The sequence below is a fragment of the Kitasatospora sp. NPDC048662 genome (assembly GCF_055587065.1).
In genome coordinates this window covers 66642-81088 of sequence record NZ_JBVJHA010000005.1, presented here as the reverse complement: position 1 = coordinate 81088, position 14447 = coordinate 66642, and the positions used below count along the sequence as shown (strand labels likewise).

12 protein-coding genes are annotated in these 14447 nt (G+C 72.7%); 4 read left to right on the top strand and 8 right to left on the bottom strand.

Annotation, left to right across the window (positions count from 1 at the left end):
* Nucleotides 1–48: 48 nt before the first annotated feature.
* Both ACZ6R9_RS16210 and ACZ6R9_RS16205 read right to left on the bottom strand, forming a co-directional pair.
* On the bottom strand, nucleotides 49–693 hold the full coding sequence (locus tag ACZ6R9_RS16210; RefSeq protein WP_380480797.1) for a LuxR C-terminal-related transcriptional regulator: 645 nt from the start codon (nucleotides 691–693) through the stop codon (nucleotides 49–51).
* Nucleotides 681–1835 (bottom strand): sensor histidine kinase, encoded by a 1155-nt coding sequence (locus ACZ6R9_RS16205; protein WP_465538609.1) that lies wholly within the window; start codon nucleotides 1833–1835, stop codon nucleotides 681–683. Before ACZ6R9_RS16205 ends, ACZ6R9_RS16210 begins: the two co-directional genes overlap by 13 nt.
* 113 nt (nucleotides 1836–1948) lie before the next feature.
* Between ACZ6R9_RS16205 and ACZ6R9_RS16200 the strand changes: the two genes are divergently transcribed.
* Nucleotides 1949–3184 (top strand): serine hydrolase domain-containing protein, encoded by a 1236-nt coding sequence (locus ACZ6R9_RS16200; RefSeq protein WP_465538608.1) that lies wholly within the window; start codon nucleotides 1949–1951, stop codon nucleotides 3182–3184.
* A 72-nt stretch (nucleotides 3185–3256) separates the two neighbouring features.
* Here ACZ6R9_RS16200 and ACZ6R9_RS16195 read toward each other — a convergent pair whose 3' ends face one another.
* Nucleotides 3257–3790 (bottom strand): MarR family winged helix-turn-helix transcriptional regulator, encoded by a 534-nt coding sequence (locus ACZ6R9_RS16195; RefSeq protein ID WP_465538607.1) that lies wholly within the window; start codon nucleotides 3788–3790, stop codon nucleotides 3257–3259.
* A 421-nt stretch (nucleotides 3791–4211) separates the two neighbouring features.
* Here ACZ6R9_RS16195 and ACZ6R9_RS16190 point away from each other — a divergent pair, with 421 nt between their 5' ends.
* A complete protein-coding gene (locus tag ACZ6R9_RS16190) occupies nucleotides 4212–4835 on the top strand; it encodes a hypothetical protein (RefSeq protein ID WP_465538606.1) in 624 nt (207 codons plus the stop codon).
* A gap of 145 nt (nucleotides 4836–4980) precedes the next feature.
* Entirely contained in the window at nucleotides 4981–6006 is a 1026-nt protein-coding gene (locus ACZ6R9_RS16185) for a TIGR03617 family F420-dependent LLM class oxidoreductase (RefSeq protein WP_380480808.1), read from the top strand.
* Between the two features lie 11 nt (nucleotides 6007–6017).
* Here the strand turns inward: ACZ6R9_RS16185 and ACZ6R9_RS16180 are convergent, their stop codons facing one another.
* On the bottom strand, nucleotides 6018–7448 hold the full coding sequence (locus ACZ6R9_RS16180; RefSeq protein WP_380480810.1) for a DUF2252 domain-containing protein: 1431 nt from the start codon (nucleotides 7446–7448) through the stop codon (nucleotides 6018–6020).
* Between the two features lie 1049 nt (nucleotides 7449–8497).
* Between ACZ6R9_RS16180 and ACZ6R9_RS16175 the strand changes: the two genes are divergently transcribed.
* Nucleotides 8498–9811, top strand: a complete 1314-nt coding sequence (locus ACZ6R9_RS16175; RefSeq protein WP_465538605.1) for a DUF2254 domain-containing protein — start codon at nucleotides 8498–8500, stop codon at nucleotides 9809–9811.
* A gap of 96 nt (nucleotides 9812–9907) precedes the next feature.
* Here the strand turns inward: ACZ6R9_RS16175 and ACZ6R9_RS16170 are convergent, their stop codons facing one another.
* The 4 genes from ACZ6R9_RS16170 to ACZ6R9_RS16155 form a co-directional block, all read right to left on the bottom strand.
* Nucleotides 9908–10861, bottom strand: coding sequence for a cytochrome c oxidase assembly protein (locus tag ACZ6R9_RS16170; RefSeq protein ID WP_380480959.1), 954 nt, complete (start codon nucleotides 10859–10861; stop codon nucleotides 9908–9910).
* Nucleotides 10862–11196: 335 nt separating this feature from the next.
* Nucleotides 11197–12189 (bottom strand): 2-hydroxyacid dehydrogenase, encoded by a 993-nt coding sequence (locus tag ACZ6R9_RS16165; protein ID WP_465538604.1) that lies wholly within the window; start codon nucleotides 12187–12189, stop codon nucleotides 11197–11199.
* 72 nt (nucleotides 12190–12261) lie between these two features.
* Nucleotides 12262–13287 (bottom strand): 6-phosphofructokinase, encoded by a 1026-nt coding sequence (locus ACZ6R9_RS16160; RefSeq protein WP_380480816.1) that lies wholly within the window; start codon nucleotides 13285–13287, stop codon nucleotides 12262–12264.
* Between the two features lie 277 nt (nucleotides 13288–13564).
* Nucleotides 13565–14293 (bottom strand): type 1 glutamine amidotransferase, encoded by a 729-nt coding sequence (locus ACZ6R9_RS16155; protein ID WP_465538851.1) that lies wholly within the window; start codon nucleotides 14291–14293, stop codon nucleotides 13565–13567.
* Nucleotides 14294–14447: the final 154 nt, after the last annotated feature.

Sequence of the window (14447 nt, the reverse complement as noted above, 5' to 3'; positions counted from 1 at the left end):
GCCTGCCCCCCGTCTCGCCGGAGGTGCCCCCGTCCGGCCCCGCCAGGGCTAGTCGTGGCTGAGGTAGGTCAGGACGGCGCGGACCCGGCGGTGGCCGCTGTCGGTGGGCGACAGGGCGAGCTTGGTGAAGATGTTGCCGATGTGTTTGTGGACGGCGTTGTCGGTGATGACCAGGCGGGCGGCGATGGTGGCGTTGTCCTTGCCCTCGGCCATCAGCGCCAGCACCTCGCGTTCGCGGGGGGTCAGGGCGGCGATGGGGTCGTGGGCGGGGCGGGTGAGGAGCTGGCCGATCACCTCGGGGTCCATGACCGTTCCGCCGGCGGCCACTCGGCGCAGGGCGTCGACGAATTCGCTGACCCGGCCGACCCGGTCCTTCAGCAGGTAGCCGACGCCGCCGCGCCCGTCCGAGACCAACTCGCCCGCGTACTGGCGCTCGACGTACTGCGAGAGCACCAGCACCGGCAGGCCCGGGTGCCGGCGGCGGGCCTGAATCGCCGCGCGGATGCCCTCGTCGCGGAAGCCCGGCGGCAGGCGGACGTCGACGATGGTGACGTCCGGCCGGTGTTCGTCGACCGCGGCGAGGAAACCGGGCGCGTCCTCGGCGATCGCCGCGACCTCGAAACCCTTGGCGGTCAGCAGGAGTTCCAGCCCGCTGGACAGCAGCACGTTGTCCTCGGCGATCACGACCCGCACGGCAACTCCACCTCGATCGTGGTCGGCCCGCCGACCGGACTGTGTACGTGCACCGCGCCGTCCAGCGCCAGCGCCCGGTGCCGGATCCCGGCGAGGCCGGTACCGCGCGACGCGTCCGCGCCGCCCACCCCGTCGTCCGTGACCAGCACCGTCAACCGGTCGCCGTCCCGGCGTACTTGAACGCCCGCCCGGCCCGCCCCGCTGTGCTTGGCGGCGTTGGTGAGCGCCTCGGCGACCGTGAAGTAGGCCACCGCCTCCACCGCCGCCGGGACGGAACCGAGCGGCCCGGTGTCGAGGTCGGTGTGGATCGCCGCCCCGGCGGCCAGCGCGGCCAGCGCCCCCGTCAGGCCCCGGTCGGCGAGGATCGGCGGGTAGATCGTCCGGATCACCGCGCGCAGCTCCGCCATCGCGTCCTCCGTGCCCTGCTGCGCCTGCGCGAGGAGCCCGGCCACGGCCGCCGGTTCCTCGCCGAGCAGGTCGCGCGCCACCCCGAGCCGCATCGCGATCGACACCAGCCGGGCCTGCGTGCCGTCGTGCAAGTCCCGTTCGATGCGGCGCAGTTCCGCGCCGTGCGCGTTCATCGCGCCGACCCGGGTCTCGGTCAGCGCCGCCACCTGAAGGGCCAGCCGCTCGGCCGCCGACGGTGACAGCAGTGCCACGCAGAGCCGGGCGTGCAGCCGCGCCAGCGGCGGGACCACGAAGTACGTCAGCGCGGCGAACCCGGCCACCTGCGCCGTGCCCAGCGTCAACGCGGTGCCCCAGCCGGTCAGCGGGACGCCGGCCGCGAAGCCGCCCGCGCGGGTGCCGGGCGGCAGCGCCCACCACAGCGGGACGGTGACGGCGGTGGTCAGCGTGTTGCCCGCGCACAGGACGGCGAGCAGCCCGAACACCAGGCCGCAGGCGAGGTTCGCCGCGACCCACAGCAGCACCCGCCCCGTGCCGACCCGGACCGGACCGGACGGCGCGGCGCGCAGCAGCCGGTCCGCGCGCCGCCGGTGCCAGGACGCCCAGCCGCGCGCCACCCGCGGCACCAGCAGCACCGGCAGCGCGGCCGGCGTGGCCGCGCCCGTGCCGAGGCTGCCCAGCAGATACCCCAGGCCGCGCCACAACGCCCTCAGCCGGCCGCCCCGTTGATCATTCATTCGGAACAGTCTGAGCCATCGTCACCGGGCCCGGCACTACAGCCAGCTGCACCAATTTCCCACCAGTACGGGGTACCGACCGCGCACCCCCGCCCCACCTAGCGTCAACCACCATGACGAGCACATCGATTGACACTCCCCTCGACACTCCCCGCCGCTCCCGCCGCCGCACCCTGCTGCTGGCCGTCCTCGGGGCGGGCGCGCTGACCGCCGGCCTGCTGGGCGCGAACGCCGCCGTCAAGCGGCACGACGGCGGACACCGGACGAACCCCGTACTCCAGCGCAACGTCGACGCCCTCACCGCCCTCGGCGCCACTGGGGTGCAGGCCCGCCTGAGCGGCCCCGACGGCCTGGACGTGACCGCCGTCGGCGGCGTCGCCGACACGACCTCCCGGCAGGCCGTCCCCGCCAATGGGTACTTCCGGATCGCCAGCGTGACCAAGGCTTTTGTGGCCACCGTGGTCCTGCAACTCGTCGCCGACGGCAAGCTCTCGCTGGACGACACGGTGGAGAGCCGGCTGCCCGGCGTGGTGTCCGGCAACGGCAACGACGGGCGGGCGATCACCGTCCGCGACCTGCTCCAGCACCGCAGCGGCCTGCACGACGACTACCCGGACTACACCTCCGAGGAGGACTTCCGCAAGCACCGCAACGACACCGTCACGCCCCAGCAGACCGTCGCGCGGGCCATGGCCCACCAGCCCGACTTCAAGCCCGGCACCAACTGGAACTACGACAACACCGGTTACGTGCTGCTCGGCATGATGATCGAGCGGGTCACCGGACACCCCTGGCACCAGGAGGTGCGCGAGCGGATCGTCCGCCCGCTCGGCCTCGACCACACCTCCCGGCCGGGCACCGACCCGACCCTGCCGCAGCCGCACGCCGCCACCTACCAGCGCTTCCAGGAGGGCGGGCCGCTGGTGGACGTCACCGAGCAGGTCGGCGCGGGCACCAACGGCGAGGCCGGCCTGATCTCCACCACCGCCGACCTCGACCGCTTCCTCCAGGGCCTGCTCGGCGGCCGCCTGCTGCCGCCCGCCCAACTCGCGCTGATGCAGCAGACCGTGCCGGTCGGCCAGGACTTCGAACAGCTGATGCCCGGCGCCCGCGACGGACTCGGCCTGTTCTCCCGCCCGCTGTCCTGCGGCGGCGTGTACTGGGGCCACGAGGGCGGCGACTCCGGCTGGATCACCGCCACCGGCGTCACCGCCGACGGCCGCCGGGCCGTCACGGTCTCGCTGTCGGGCGTCCGGATCGCGGGCCCGGAGGACGTGGTGCGGATCGCCGCGGCCGAGAACAAGCTGGTGGACGACGCGCTCTGCGAACCGAAGGACGGCGGCAAGTGAGGGGACGGCCCGAACCGGGCGCGGCGCGGCGGCAGAAGCAGGTGACGGTCGTCAATACCGGGCGACGGGCCGTCAATCAAGGCGCCCGTAGAGGTCGGTGAGCAGCCGGTCGAGCAGCTCGGCGAGCCGGGCGCGTTCGGCGGGGGAGAGGCCGGTGACCAGCTCGGCCTCGCGCCCGAGAACGGCGTCCACCGAGCGTTCGACCAGCGCGTGGCCCGCGGGGGTGAGGGTGACCAGCACGGCCCTGGCGCCGGTCGGCGCGGGGGAGCGGCGCACCATCCCCTCGCGTTCGGCCCGGGCCACCCGCTGCGAGATCGCGCCGGCGGTGACCAGCGTCCGGCGGGCGAGCTCACGGGTGGTCAGCTCGTACGGCGCGCCTGAACGCCGCAGCACGGACAGCAGATCGAGGGTGGCCGCGTCGATCCCGGCCGCCCGCAGGACGCGGTTGCGGTCGTCGGCGAACAGCTTCCCGAGCCGCCAGACCGGGGTGACGATCCCGATCGAGTCGGTGGGGGTGCCGGGGCGTTCGCGCCGCCAGGCGGCCGCGATCGCGGCGGTCGAGCGGCCGTCGTCCGACGGGTCGAAGTCCTCTGCTGGCTCGGGCATTTGGGGAGTTGCCTCCGGCTTCCCGGCTATGTTTAGGTCTAAACGTAGCAGTCATCGAGCAAGGACACCGTGTAGCGGCATCGGCCGGGCCGTCGCGGCCCGGTTCGCCGCCGACGGCGCCGAGGTGCTCCTGACCGGCCGCCGGCCCGAGACGGTAGCCCCGAAGCCGCCCCCGCGCGCTTCCGGACTGAAGACGGCCGACAGCCAGACCTTCTACGTGACTCCGTCCTCATTCGTCCTGCCCACCTGACGGCCCGTCGGCAGGCGTTCTCCTCCCTCTGGCGTACCCGGGCCGGACGGCTCATCCTCCGAGCTGATGATCACCGCGGTGCCGTCGGCCAGCATGGGGGCCGACAAGCGGAAAGGGGGCGGCTTCCGGGGCGCCCACGAGCGAGGGGGACGGGCAGTGCGGCGAGGAACGATGTTGGTAAGCGCTTTCCTCGTTCTCGGCGCCACCCTCGGCGCCTTGGCGGCCTGCGACCCCGAGAGCACTGTGTTCGACAAGCAGGCCGAGTACGCAGCCCAGACCACCGGGCTGCGCACCGAGCTGGAGCCGATGGTGCGGCGGTTCCACCGCTTCGGTGAGCTGGAGAGCGCGCAGTGGGTGACACACGCGCCCGGCGTTCATCCCCGGTCACTGCCGAACCAGGACCAGCCGTATGTGCTGTACGCGGTGCTGCACCTGAAGCCCGGCCAGGTCAAGCGCCTGCTCGACGGCCGGCGCAGCGACCCCGTGGCCGCCCCCACCTTCGCCGCCGACGACCTGCCGGCCTACGGCCTGCCGCTGCCCGACGACCTGCCGGGCGGCCTGCCCGCCTCGCTCGCGCCGTACGTGCCGACCAACGCCGCCTGGGTGACCGCCCCGGAGCTCAACGAGGTGCTGGTGAAGGCCTGGCCCGAGGTGACGGTGTGGTTCGATCCGGCGAGCGACACCGCCGTGGTCTTCTCCATCAACCCCGGCGACCCGGACGAGGCGAAGGAGAAGGTGGACACCCACGGCCAGACCTTCCTCGTCACCCCGTCGCCGTTCGTCCTCCCGTCCTGATGGCCCGCCGCCCGCCGCCCGCCCACCGTCAGCCCGCCGAGGGCCCGCCGCCTCCCGTCCTGACGGCCCGCCGACGGGCGGCGCGGGCGGCCGCGCATAGCATCGGGGCGTCACAGCCCCGCACCGCCCGCAGGAGCGTCCGCCCATGCAGATCGATCTCGCCGTACCGCCGTTGCCCGCCACCGCGCCCGACCTGGCCCGGGCCGCCGAGGAGCGCGGGGCGGGCCGGTTCGTGCTGTCGGAGACCTCGCACAACCCGTTCCTGCAACTGGCCCGGGCCGCCGACCGGACCGAGCGGATCGGCCTGGCCACCGGCGTGGCGATCGCCTTCGCCCGCACCCCGATGACGCTCGCCTACGAGGCGTGGGGCCTGCACGAGAGCTCCGGCGGACGGGCGGCGATCGGGCTCGGGACGCAGATCAAGCCGCACGTCGTGCGCCGCTTCGGCATGCCCTGGGACCGCCCGGCGGCCCGGATGCACGAGTACCTGGCGGCCGTGCGGGCGATCTGGCACAGCTGGCAGACCGGCGAACGCCTCGCCTTCCGCGGCGAGTTCTACCGGCACACCCTGATGACCCCGGTGTTCGCACCCGCGCCACTCCCGTACCAGCCGCCGCCCCTGCTGCTGGCGGGCGTCGGGCCACTGATGACGGCCACCGCCGGGGCGGTCGCGGACGGGTTCCTCGCCCACCCGTTCGGCTCGCCGCAGCACCTGGCCGCCGCCGTCCTGCCGGCCGTCCGCGCCGCCCGCGCCAAGTCCGAGGCGGAGAACGCCCCTTGGACCTCCCGCCCGTTCGAGGTGGTCGCCAACGTGCTGGTCGCCACCGGCCGCGACGAGGACGAGTACCGCACCAACCTCCGCCTGGTCCGCGAACGCCTCGCCTTCTACGCCTCCACCCCCGCCTACCGTCCCGTCCTGGAGACCCACGGCTGGGCCGCTCTGCAGGACGAGCTCCACCCCCTGTCGGTGCGCGGCCGCTGGGAGGAGATGGGCCGGCTGATCGACGACACCGTCCTCGACACCTTCGCCCTCACCGGCGAGCCCACCGCCGTCGCCCGCGAACTCCACCACCGCTACGGCCAGTTGGCCGACCGCCTCTGCCTCAGCGGCCCGGACGGGACGGACGCCGCCCCGCTGCTGGACGTCCTGTCGGCCGCGGTCGGAAGCTAGCCTGTCCGGCCCTAGGGGCTCGGCAGTTCCTCGGCGGGCAGCCGACCGGCCCGGACGGCATCGACCAGCGCCTGGTGGTCGCGTTCGTTCCGGTCGGCGTACGCCTCGGCGAACGACACCAGCGCGCGGTCGAACACGTCCTTGGTGCCCAGGTACGCGGCGATGGCGATCCGGTCGCCGGAGCGGGCGTGGGCGCGGGCCAGGGTGAAACCGCAGACCTCGCCGAAGGCCTTCATGCCGGACGGCAGCAGCTCCTCGGCGACCACGATGCCCTTCCAGTCGCGCAGTTGGCGGACGTAGAAGTCGCGGCGCTTGCCGTCGATGCCCAGCACCCGCTCCCAGCCGAGGAAGATGTCGCTGGAGGCCTGCATCAGCCGCTGGCCGGCCACCACCCGCTCGCCCTGGTTGCGGTACTCGCTGGCGCCGACGTGCTCGGCCAGGACGGACGGGCCGGCCTCCTTCGCCTGGAGGAACAGCGGGTCCCGGTCGTCCCGGCCGAGCAGCAGGAAGATCCAGCAGCGGGTGCCGACGCTGCCGACGCCGACCACCTTGCGGGCCACGTCCACCAGCCGGAAGTCCTGCAACAGGGTGCGCCGGTCGGAGGCGAGGGTGGTGCCGTAGCGTTCGATCAGGCCGCGGAACTCCTGCTCCAGCACCGCGCGTTCCAGGTCCGGCAGCAGTTCGGCGATGGGCACGAGCAGCGGCGGGTCGGGGGCGATCCGCACCTCGCCGTCGACCACCTGGCTGAGCTTGTCGAAGACCTGAAGGCTGTCGCGGGTTCGGGCCTTCGCCATGGTGCGGGAGAGCGTCTTTTGGCCGTGCTTGTGAAGGCGTTCGGTGGCCATCGCCTGGAGTTGCTCGGCATCCATCCGGGTGTACCAGAGGTCGAGGTTGCGCATTCCGGCGAACCGGGTCATCGACTCGCGATACGAGCGGACGCAGGCCCGCACGATGCCGGCCCGCACCCGGTCGTCGAAGCCGTTGGCCCGCCCGGCGATCACCAGGCTGGCCGCCAGCCGCTTGACGTCCCACTCCCACGGGCCGGGCAGCGTCTCGTCGAAGTCGTTGATGTCGAACAGCAGTTGACGCTCCGGCGAGGCCAGCAGCCGGAAGTTCAGCATGTGGGCGTCACCGCACAGCTGGGCCCGGATGCCGGAGTCGGGCGAGCCGGCCAGGTCCGAGGCCATGATCGCGGCGGCGCCCCGGTAGAACCGGAACGGCGACTCCGTCATCCGGCCGTAGCGGATCGGCACCAGCTCCGGCACCCGGACCGCCGACTGCGCCTCCAGGATCTTCAACGGGTCCGGCCGGTTCTTCCCCGGCCGGAACTCCGCGTGGCTCGAACGCGGAGCGCGCCGCCGGGCCTCCTTGCCGCGCGCCACCCGCTCCTCGGGCGTCGCATTCGGCACGGCCCGGAGCGCCGTGGTCGACTCCTGTGCCATCAGAGGCCTCCTCACGCTCACCGCCCCCGTCCCGGCGCCCGGCGGGCACCCACCTCCGATCATCTCGGCACCGGATGGATCCGGCCTCTCGTACCGCGCACGCCTACGGGCCGGTGCGGGTGCACCGGCCCGCAGGGGTGGTTCGGGTACGCCAGCGGCGCCTGGCATGCCGAGGGCGGCTCGCCAGGACGAAGGCCGTGCCCGTGCCGACCACCAGCGTGCCGAGGGTGGCGCCCCGGGCGAGACCGGAACTGCCGGTGCAGACGAGCGCACCCTGCGGCGCACCGCTCGGGGGCGGCCCGGCGGGCTGGGACTCGGCGAGCCGGCCTGCGGGTCGTACGCGCCGGCGTCGATGGTGAGGTCAATCCCGCTTGGGTCGGCCGGTGCGGTGACCTGCGCGACCCGCCGGCCCAGCGGCCCTTCGGCCGGCGGGGTCGCATGAGAGTCGTGCCCCGGTGGTCGCGCGCTGCCGGCAGGCTGGTGTCGGCGGTGGATCGGCATGGTGTTCCGCTGCGCCGTTCCGCGTTGCTGCTGAGCAGACAACCAGCCGGAATCTCCCACAAGTTGACCGAAACTCAAACAAGGGGAAGGCCAACTTCCGCAGACCGTACTGGAGTTCTGTCAGCATCCCGCCGCGTGGTGAGCATCAAGAACAAGCGGGTCCGCCGGGGCGGTGCGGTGAAGTCACGGACACGCTGGGCGGCAGCCGCCCTCGTCGGCGTCCTGGCGGCCGCGGCAGCCACCTTCGTCCTGGTCGGAAACGGCGAGCGTGCCCGTCCAGGCCCTGCCGGAGCTCACCCCGGCGAGGTAGGCAGCAACGGCGCTCACCGCACCGGGACCGTGCAGCGCCACATCGTCCGTCCGCCCGTCCGCCTGTCCGCCCGTCCGCCCGCACCACCCGCCCCTCCGCCCCTCCGCCCGTCCGCCGGCCCGGCCCGCACCACCCGACCGTGCGGCAGTGCCACCCCCCGACCGGCGCCCGCGGCCGAATCCACCGCCCACCCGCGTCCTTCCCGAGGGCGGGCCCCGGCCGTGGCTAGCCTGGCGAGATGAGCGAGCAGCACAGCGGGCGGCGCCGGCCGCGGTATCGGGCGTTGTCGCCGTTGCGGGAGCTCCTGCGGGAGTCGTTCTGGTTCGCGCCGCTGGTGGCCTGTGTGGGGGCGGTGCTGCTGGCGGGGCTGACCGACCTGATCGACCAGGAGCTGTTCTTCGAGGCGGCGGCCACCCAGGGCACCGAGAACCTGCAGTCCTTCGCCACCGCGGCCAAGAGCGTGGTGTCCACCGTCAGCGCGGCGATGCTCACCTTCATCGGCGTGGTGTTCTCGATCTCCCTGGTGGCGCTCCAGATGGGCGCCAGCCAGATGAGCCCCCGGGTGCTGCGCCTGTACGTGCGCAGCCGGCTGACCAAGGCGACGTTCTCGACCTGCCTGGCGACGTTCGTCTTCACCCTGCTGGTGCAGCTGGGCTACGACGACACCACCGACCCGGCGCGCGCCGTCTCCGTCCCGGTGGTGTCGACCATCGTCGCGGTCGCCCTGGTGATGCTCAGCCTTGCGCTGTTCGTGCTGTACGTGCAGGCGACGATGCGGCTGCTGCGGGTGCCGCACATGATCGACCGGATCACCCGGGAGTCGCTCCAGGTCCTGCTGGCCTACCGCTGGCTGGCCCCGAATGCTGCCGCAGCGGGCGCTGCGCCGCAGGGCCCGACGCTGCTGCACGAGGGCCGGGCCGGCGTGCTGCGGGATGTCAACATCCGCCGCCTGGTGCGGGTGGCCCGGCGGCACGGGGCGGTGCTGCACCTGGTGCCGCGGATCGGCGACTTCATCGCGCCCGGCACCCCGACCGTCCTGGTGTCCGGTGGCACCCCGCCCCGGCCGGGGTGGATCACCACCGCGCTGAACGTCGGTGTGGACCGCACCATGCACCAGGACCTCAGCTTCGGCTTCCGCCAGCTCGTCGACATCGCCATCCGCGCCCTGTCGCCGGCCGTCAACGACCCCACCACCGCCGTGCAGGCCCTCGACCGGATCCATCAGCTGCTCGCCGTCCTCGCCCCGTACCAGGTGGGCGAGCTGCGCCACCGGGACCGCGACGGCGCGGTGCGGCTGGTGCAGCCGGTGCCGGGCTGGGAGGCGACGGTGGACCTGGCGTTCACCGAGATCCGGATCTGCGGGGCCGGCCAGCCCCAGGTCACCCGCCGGCTCGCCGCCGCCCTGGACGACCTGCTGCGGATCACCCCGGAGCCGCGGCGCGACCCGTTGCAGACGCAGCGCCGCCTGCTGGAGCGGGCCGTCGCCGTGGCCGTCCCGGACGAGCAGAACCGGGTCTTCGCGCTCAGCCCCGACCGCCAGGGCATCGGCTGAGAAGCTGAGCCGAGACACCCCGGCCCCAGAACAAAAAGCAGGATCCGCCCGGGAGAAGCTCCAGGGCGGATCCACGGAAACGGAAACGGAAAGCGGTTACCCGGCCGACCCGGCGCTGCGGTTCAGCGAGGCCAGGTACCGGTTGTACGCCGCCAGCTCGGCGTCGCCGTCGCGGTCGGCGGCCCGGTCGCGGCGGCGGGCCTGCCGTTCCTCGGACTTGGCCCACTGGAGAGTGAGGGCGATCAGCACGATCGCGGTGGGGATCTCACCGAACGCCCAGGTGATGCCGCCGGCGAGCTGCTGGTCGGCGTGCAGGTCGGTGCCGAGCGGGGCCATCTCGGCGGTGAAGGTGCTGACCAACTGCCCGGAGGCCATCATCACGGCCACGCCGAAGAACGCGTGGAAGGGCATGCCCATGAACAGCTCGAGGATCCGCATCACGAAGCCGGGGCGGTGCGGGCCGGGGTCGACGCCCATGATCGGCCAGAAGAACAGCATGCCGACGGCGAGGAAGTGCAGCATCATCGCCACGTGCCCGATCTGGTACTGCATGAGGTAGTCGAACAGCGGCGTGAAGTACAGCCCGTACAGGCTCGCGATGAAGATCGGGATGGTGTACGCGGGGTGCGAGACGATCCGGACCAGCCGGCTGTGCAGCAGCGCGACCAGCAGCTCGCGCGGGCCGCGTCCGCTGCCCTTGCGGGCGGGCCGCAGCGAGCGCAGCGTGAGCGTGATCGGCGCGCCGAGCAGCAGCAGGATCGGGGACAGCATGGACAGCACCATGTGCTGCATCATGTGGGCGCTGAACAGCACCATGCCGTAGTCGTTGAGCTTGGTGTTGGTGACCATGAACACGGTGCCGACACCGGCCGTCCAGAACAGCGCCCGGCTCACCGGCCACTTGTCGCCGCGCCGCCACAGCCGGATCGCCCCGGCCAGGTACAGGCCGAGGGCGAGCGCGCAGAAGATCAGGTACGGCCAGTCCGGCGACAACTCCATCGCCCGGGAGAGACTGAACGGCGGCAGGGGGCCCCCGCCGTGGTGATGCATCCCCGTCATGCCGTCGCCCATCGGGCGGCCCCGCTTTCGTCCATTGCCGTCCGGCACCGCGCGACGACGCGGGTCCGGTTTGGTCGGTTTCGTTCGGACCCAGCCTAGGCGTCGCTTACGGCGCGCCCGCCAGCGGCCCCCGCCACGAAGCCGTCCGGCCGCCGCTCGCCAGGCAACGGCGGCTCACCCGGGCGCGGGGCCGGGCAGCGGCAGCCCCGCCGCCACCAGCGACCCGAACGCTACGACCCGAACGCCACGACCCGAACGCCACCACCAGCACCAGCGCGGCCATCACCAGGCCCAAGCCCTCGGACCAGTGCCCGCCCGGCGGCGGGTCAGCTCCTTGGCACGAGGGTGTTCTCGTTGGTGCGCCCCGCGGTGAAGTCGTCGATGTTGCGGGCGGTGGCGTCGATGATCTGGCCGACGGCGGTGCGGGTGAAGTACGCCTGGTGGGAGGTGACCAGGACCTGCGGGAAGCTGATCAGGCGGGCCAGGACGTCGTCGGCGATGCCCTGGCCGGAGCGGTCGGTGAAGAAAACGTTGGCCTCCTCCTCGTACACGTCCAGGCCGACGCCGGCCAGGCGTCCGGCGCGCAGGGTCTCGACCAGGGCGACGGCGTCGACCAGGCCGCCGCGGGAGGAGTTGACCAGGATCGCGTCGTCCTTCATGCGGGCGAGTGCGGCGTGGTCGATCAGGTGGTGGGTGGCGTCCAGCAGTGGGACGTGCAGGGAGACGATGTCGCTGTGGGCGAGCAGTTCGTCCTTCTCGACGTAGCGCATGCCGAGCGCCTCGCACTCGGGATTGGGGGTGAGGTCCCAGCCGAGCAGGCTGGTGCCGAAGCCGGCGGCGATCCGGGCGAAGCATTCGCCGATCTTGCCGGTGCCGAGCACGCCGACCGTCATGCCGTGGATGTCGCGGCCCATCAGGCCGTCGAGCCGGAAGTCGAACTCGCGGGCCCGGTTGACGGATCGGATCAGCCGGCGGTTGACGGCCAGGGCCAGGGTCCAGGCGTGTTCGGCGACCGAGTAGGGGGAGTAGTAGGAGACCCGGGCGACGGTGAGGCCGAGTTCGGCGGCGGCGTCGAGGTCGATGTTGTTGAAGCCGGTGGAGCGCTGGGCGATCAGCCGGGTGCCGCCGGCGGCGAGCAACCGCAGGGTCTCGGCGGTCAGTTCGTCGTTGACGCTGCTGGAGACCACGGGGTAGCCGGTGGCCAGTGGGGCGGTGTCGGCGGTGAGGAAGACGTCCAGCAGGCGCGGGCGGTGCGCGGCCAGGGCGGCTTCGAGCAGCGGCCGTTCGTCGGACTGGACGCCGTACGCGAGGATCTCCATGCGGCGAAGGCTATCGCCGGGGGCGCGCGCGGTGAACCACGACGCGCCCCCGGCTTGAGAGTTGATGGTCCGTCAGATGACGGTCTCCGCCTCCAGGTAGCGGTCGGACGGCACCGTCTTCAGCTCGGCGACGGCCTCGCCGAGCGGCACCAGTCGGATGTCAGTGCCCTGCAGTGCGGTGATCTGGCCGAACGCGCCCTTGTGCGCGGCCTCCACGGCGTGCCAGCCGAAGCGGGTGGCGAGCACCCGGTCGTAGGCGGTCGGGGTGCCGCCGCGCTGGGTGTGGCCGAGGATCACCGGGCGGGCCTCCTTGCCGAGGCGGTACTCCAGTTCGCGGGAGAGCTGGGTGGCGATGCCGGTGAACCGCTCGTGGCCGTACATGTCCTTGGTGCCCTCCTCCCACGGCATGGTGCCGGGTTCGGGCTTGGCGCCCTCGGCGCACACCACGATCGCGAACTTCTTCTGCCGGTCGAAGCGTTCGCGTACCACCTCGGTCAACTTGTCGATGTGGAACGGGCGTTCGGGGACGACGATGGCGTGCGCACCGGCCGCCATGCCCGCGTTCAGGGCGATCCAGCCGGTGTGGCGGCCCATCACCTCGACCACCATGACCCGCTGGTGCGACTCGGCGGTGGTCTTCAGCCGGTCGAGCGCCTCGGTGGCCACCGACACCGCGGTGTCGAAGCCGAAGGTGACGTCGGTGCAGGCGATGTCGTTGTCGATGGTCTTCGGCACGCCGACCACCGGCAGGCCCGCGTCGCTCATCAGCTTCGCGGCCTTCAGGGTGCCCTCGCCGCCGATCGGGATCACCGCGTCGATGCCCAGGTCCGCGCAGTACCGCTTGGCACGCTCAACACCGTCGCGCAGGTGGCTCGGCTGGACCCGGGAGGAGCCGAGGATCGTGCCGCCCTGGGCGAGGATGCCGCTCACCGAGTCCAGGGTCAGCGGGCGGTGCACGCCCTCCAGAAGACCGCGCCAGCCGTCCTCGAACCCGATGATCTCGTCGCCGTGGTCGACCACCCCCCGGTGGACCACGGAACGAATGACGGCGTTCAGGCCGGGGCAGTCACCGCCACTGGTCAGGACACCAATACGCATTGCTTTGCCAACTCCCGAGCAGGATTCGGACGGCCGGACTGGTGGTTGAGAATCGGACATAGCGCCCGAAACGGACCTGCTGCACAGCATACGGTTCCTGCGTCCGGCCGGGCCGAAACCGACGCGGGGGCGGCTTCCTCGACGCACCACACGTAACTGCGACCCGACCGCCGAGGAGGGTGTTGCGCCCGGGCTTCCTCATTCTCCTATGAAGTTGTTCCACCGGGGACGGCTGACCACATGGCGGTCAGCCGTCCACCGGGCCAACGGCCGGCGGCTACGCCGGGCGGGCCGCCGCGGCGATCCGCTCGGTGCGCAGCGCGTCGTACCAGGTGGTGTCGGCCGGCGGCAGCGCGTTGACGTCCAGCGCCAGCTTGATCAGCATGTCGGCGACGCCGGGGTTGCGGGCCATCACCGGGCCGTGCAGGTAGGTGCCGAACACGGTGTCGCGCCAGGCGCCCTCGGTGCCGTCACCGGTGCCGTTGCCCCGGCCGACCTGCACCGTGGCGAACGGCTTGACGCCCTCGCCGAGGTGCGTGACGCCCTGGTGGTTCTCGAAACCGGTCAGCTGCGGCAGGTTCAGCTGCGGGTTCACCTCCGCCAGCACGTCGCCGACACAGCGCGCGCCCTCACCGCGGGTGGTCCACACGTCCAGCAGACCCAGACCCGCCTCGCGCTCGCCGAGGTCGTTGATGAACTCGTGGCCGAGGATCTGGAAACCCGCACAGACCGAGAAGATGATCGCACCGTTCTCGGCCGCCCGGACCAGCCCGCCGTCATTGCGCAGCCGCTCCGCCGCCAGCCGCTGCGGACGGTCCTCACCGCCACCGATCAGGTAGATGTCACCACTGGTCGGCACCGACTGGTCGGAGCGCACGTCGATCCGCTGCACCCCGAGGCCGCGCTGCTGCGCCCGCCGCTCCACCACCAGGGCGTTGCCGCGGTCGCCGTACGTGGACAGCAGGTCCGGGTACACCCAGACCACCCGCAGGCTGCTCTCGCTCATCCTCGAAGACCTCCCGTACTGCGGCGCCGCCTCCGGCGCACCGCCCCCGTACTGCTGCTGCGGCTCCTCGAACCCCCGCTGCCGCCCGGCGAACTGCTGCTCACCGTACGGCTGCTGGTCGTACTGCTGCTGCTGGCCGTGCTGCTGGTCGTAC

Bases quoted from the DNA above. Each gene is read 5' to 3' on its own strand.
- ACZ6R9_RS16180 (WP_380480810.1), bottom strand. From the start codon at position 7,448: ATGGCACAGGAGTCGACCACGGCGCTCCGGGCCGTGCCGAATGCGACG.
- ACZ6R9_RS16155 (WP_465538851.1), bottom strand. From the start codon at position 14,293: ATGAGCGAGAGCAGCCTGCGGGTGGTCTGGGTGTACCCGGACCTGCTG.
- ACZ6R9_RS16200 (WP_465538608.1), top strand. From the start codon at position 1,949: ATGACGAGCACATCGATTGACACTCCCCTCGACACTCCCCGCCGCTCC.
- ACZ6R9_RS16195 (WP_465538607.1), bottom strand. From the start codon at position 3,790: ATGCCCGAGCCAGCAGAGGACTTCGACCCGTCGGACGACGGCCGCTCG.
- ACZ6R9_RS16185 (WP_380480808.1), top strand. From the start codon at position 4,981: ATGCAGATCGATCTCGCCGTACCGCCGTTGCCCGCCACCGCGCCCGAC.
- ACZ6R9_RS16165 (WP_465538604.1), bottom strand. From the start codon at position 12,189: ATGGAGATCCTCGCGTACGGCGTCCAGTCCGACGAACGGCCGCTGCTC.
- ACZ6R9_RS16190 (WP_465538606.1), top strand. From the start codon at position 4,212: ATGTTGGTAAGCGCTTTCCTCGTTCTCGGCGCCACCCTCGGCGCCTTG.
- ACZ6R9_RS16205 (WP_465538609.1), bottom strand. From the start codon at position 1,835: ATGAATGATCAACGGGGCGGCCGGCTGAGGGCGTTGTGGCGCGGCCTG.
- ACZ6R9_RS16175 (WP_465538605.1), top strand. From the start codon at position 8,498: ATGAGCGAGCAGCACAGCGGGCGGCGCCGGCCGCGGTATCGGGCGTTG.
- ACZ6R9_RS16160 (WP_380480816.1), bottom strand. From the start codon at position 13,287: ATGCGTATTGGTGTCCTGACCAGTGGCGGTGACTGCCCCGGCCTGAAC.
- ACZ6R9_RS16170 (WP_380480959.1), bottom strand. From the start codon at position 10,861: ATGCATCACCACGGCGGGGGCCCCCTGCCGCCGTTCAGTCTCTCCCGG.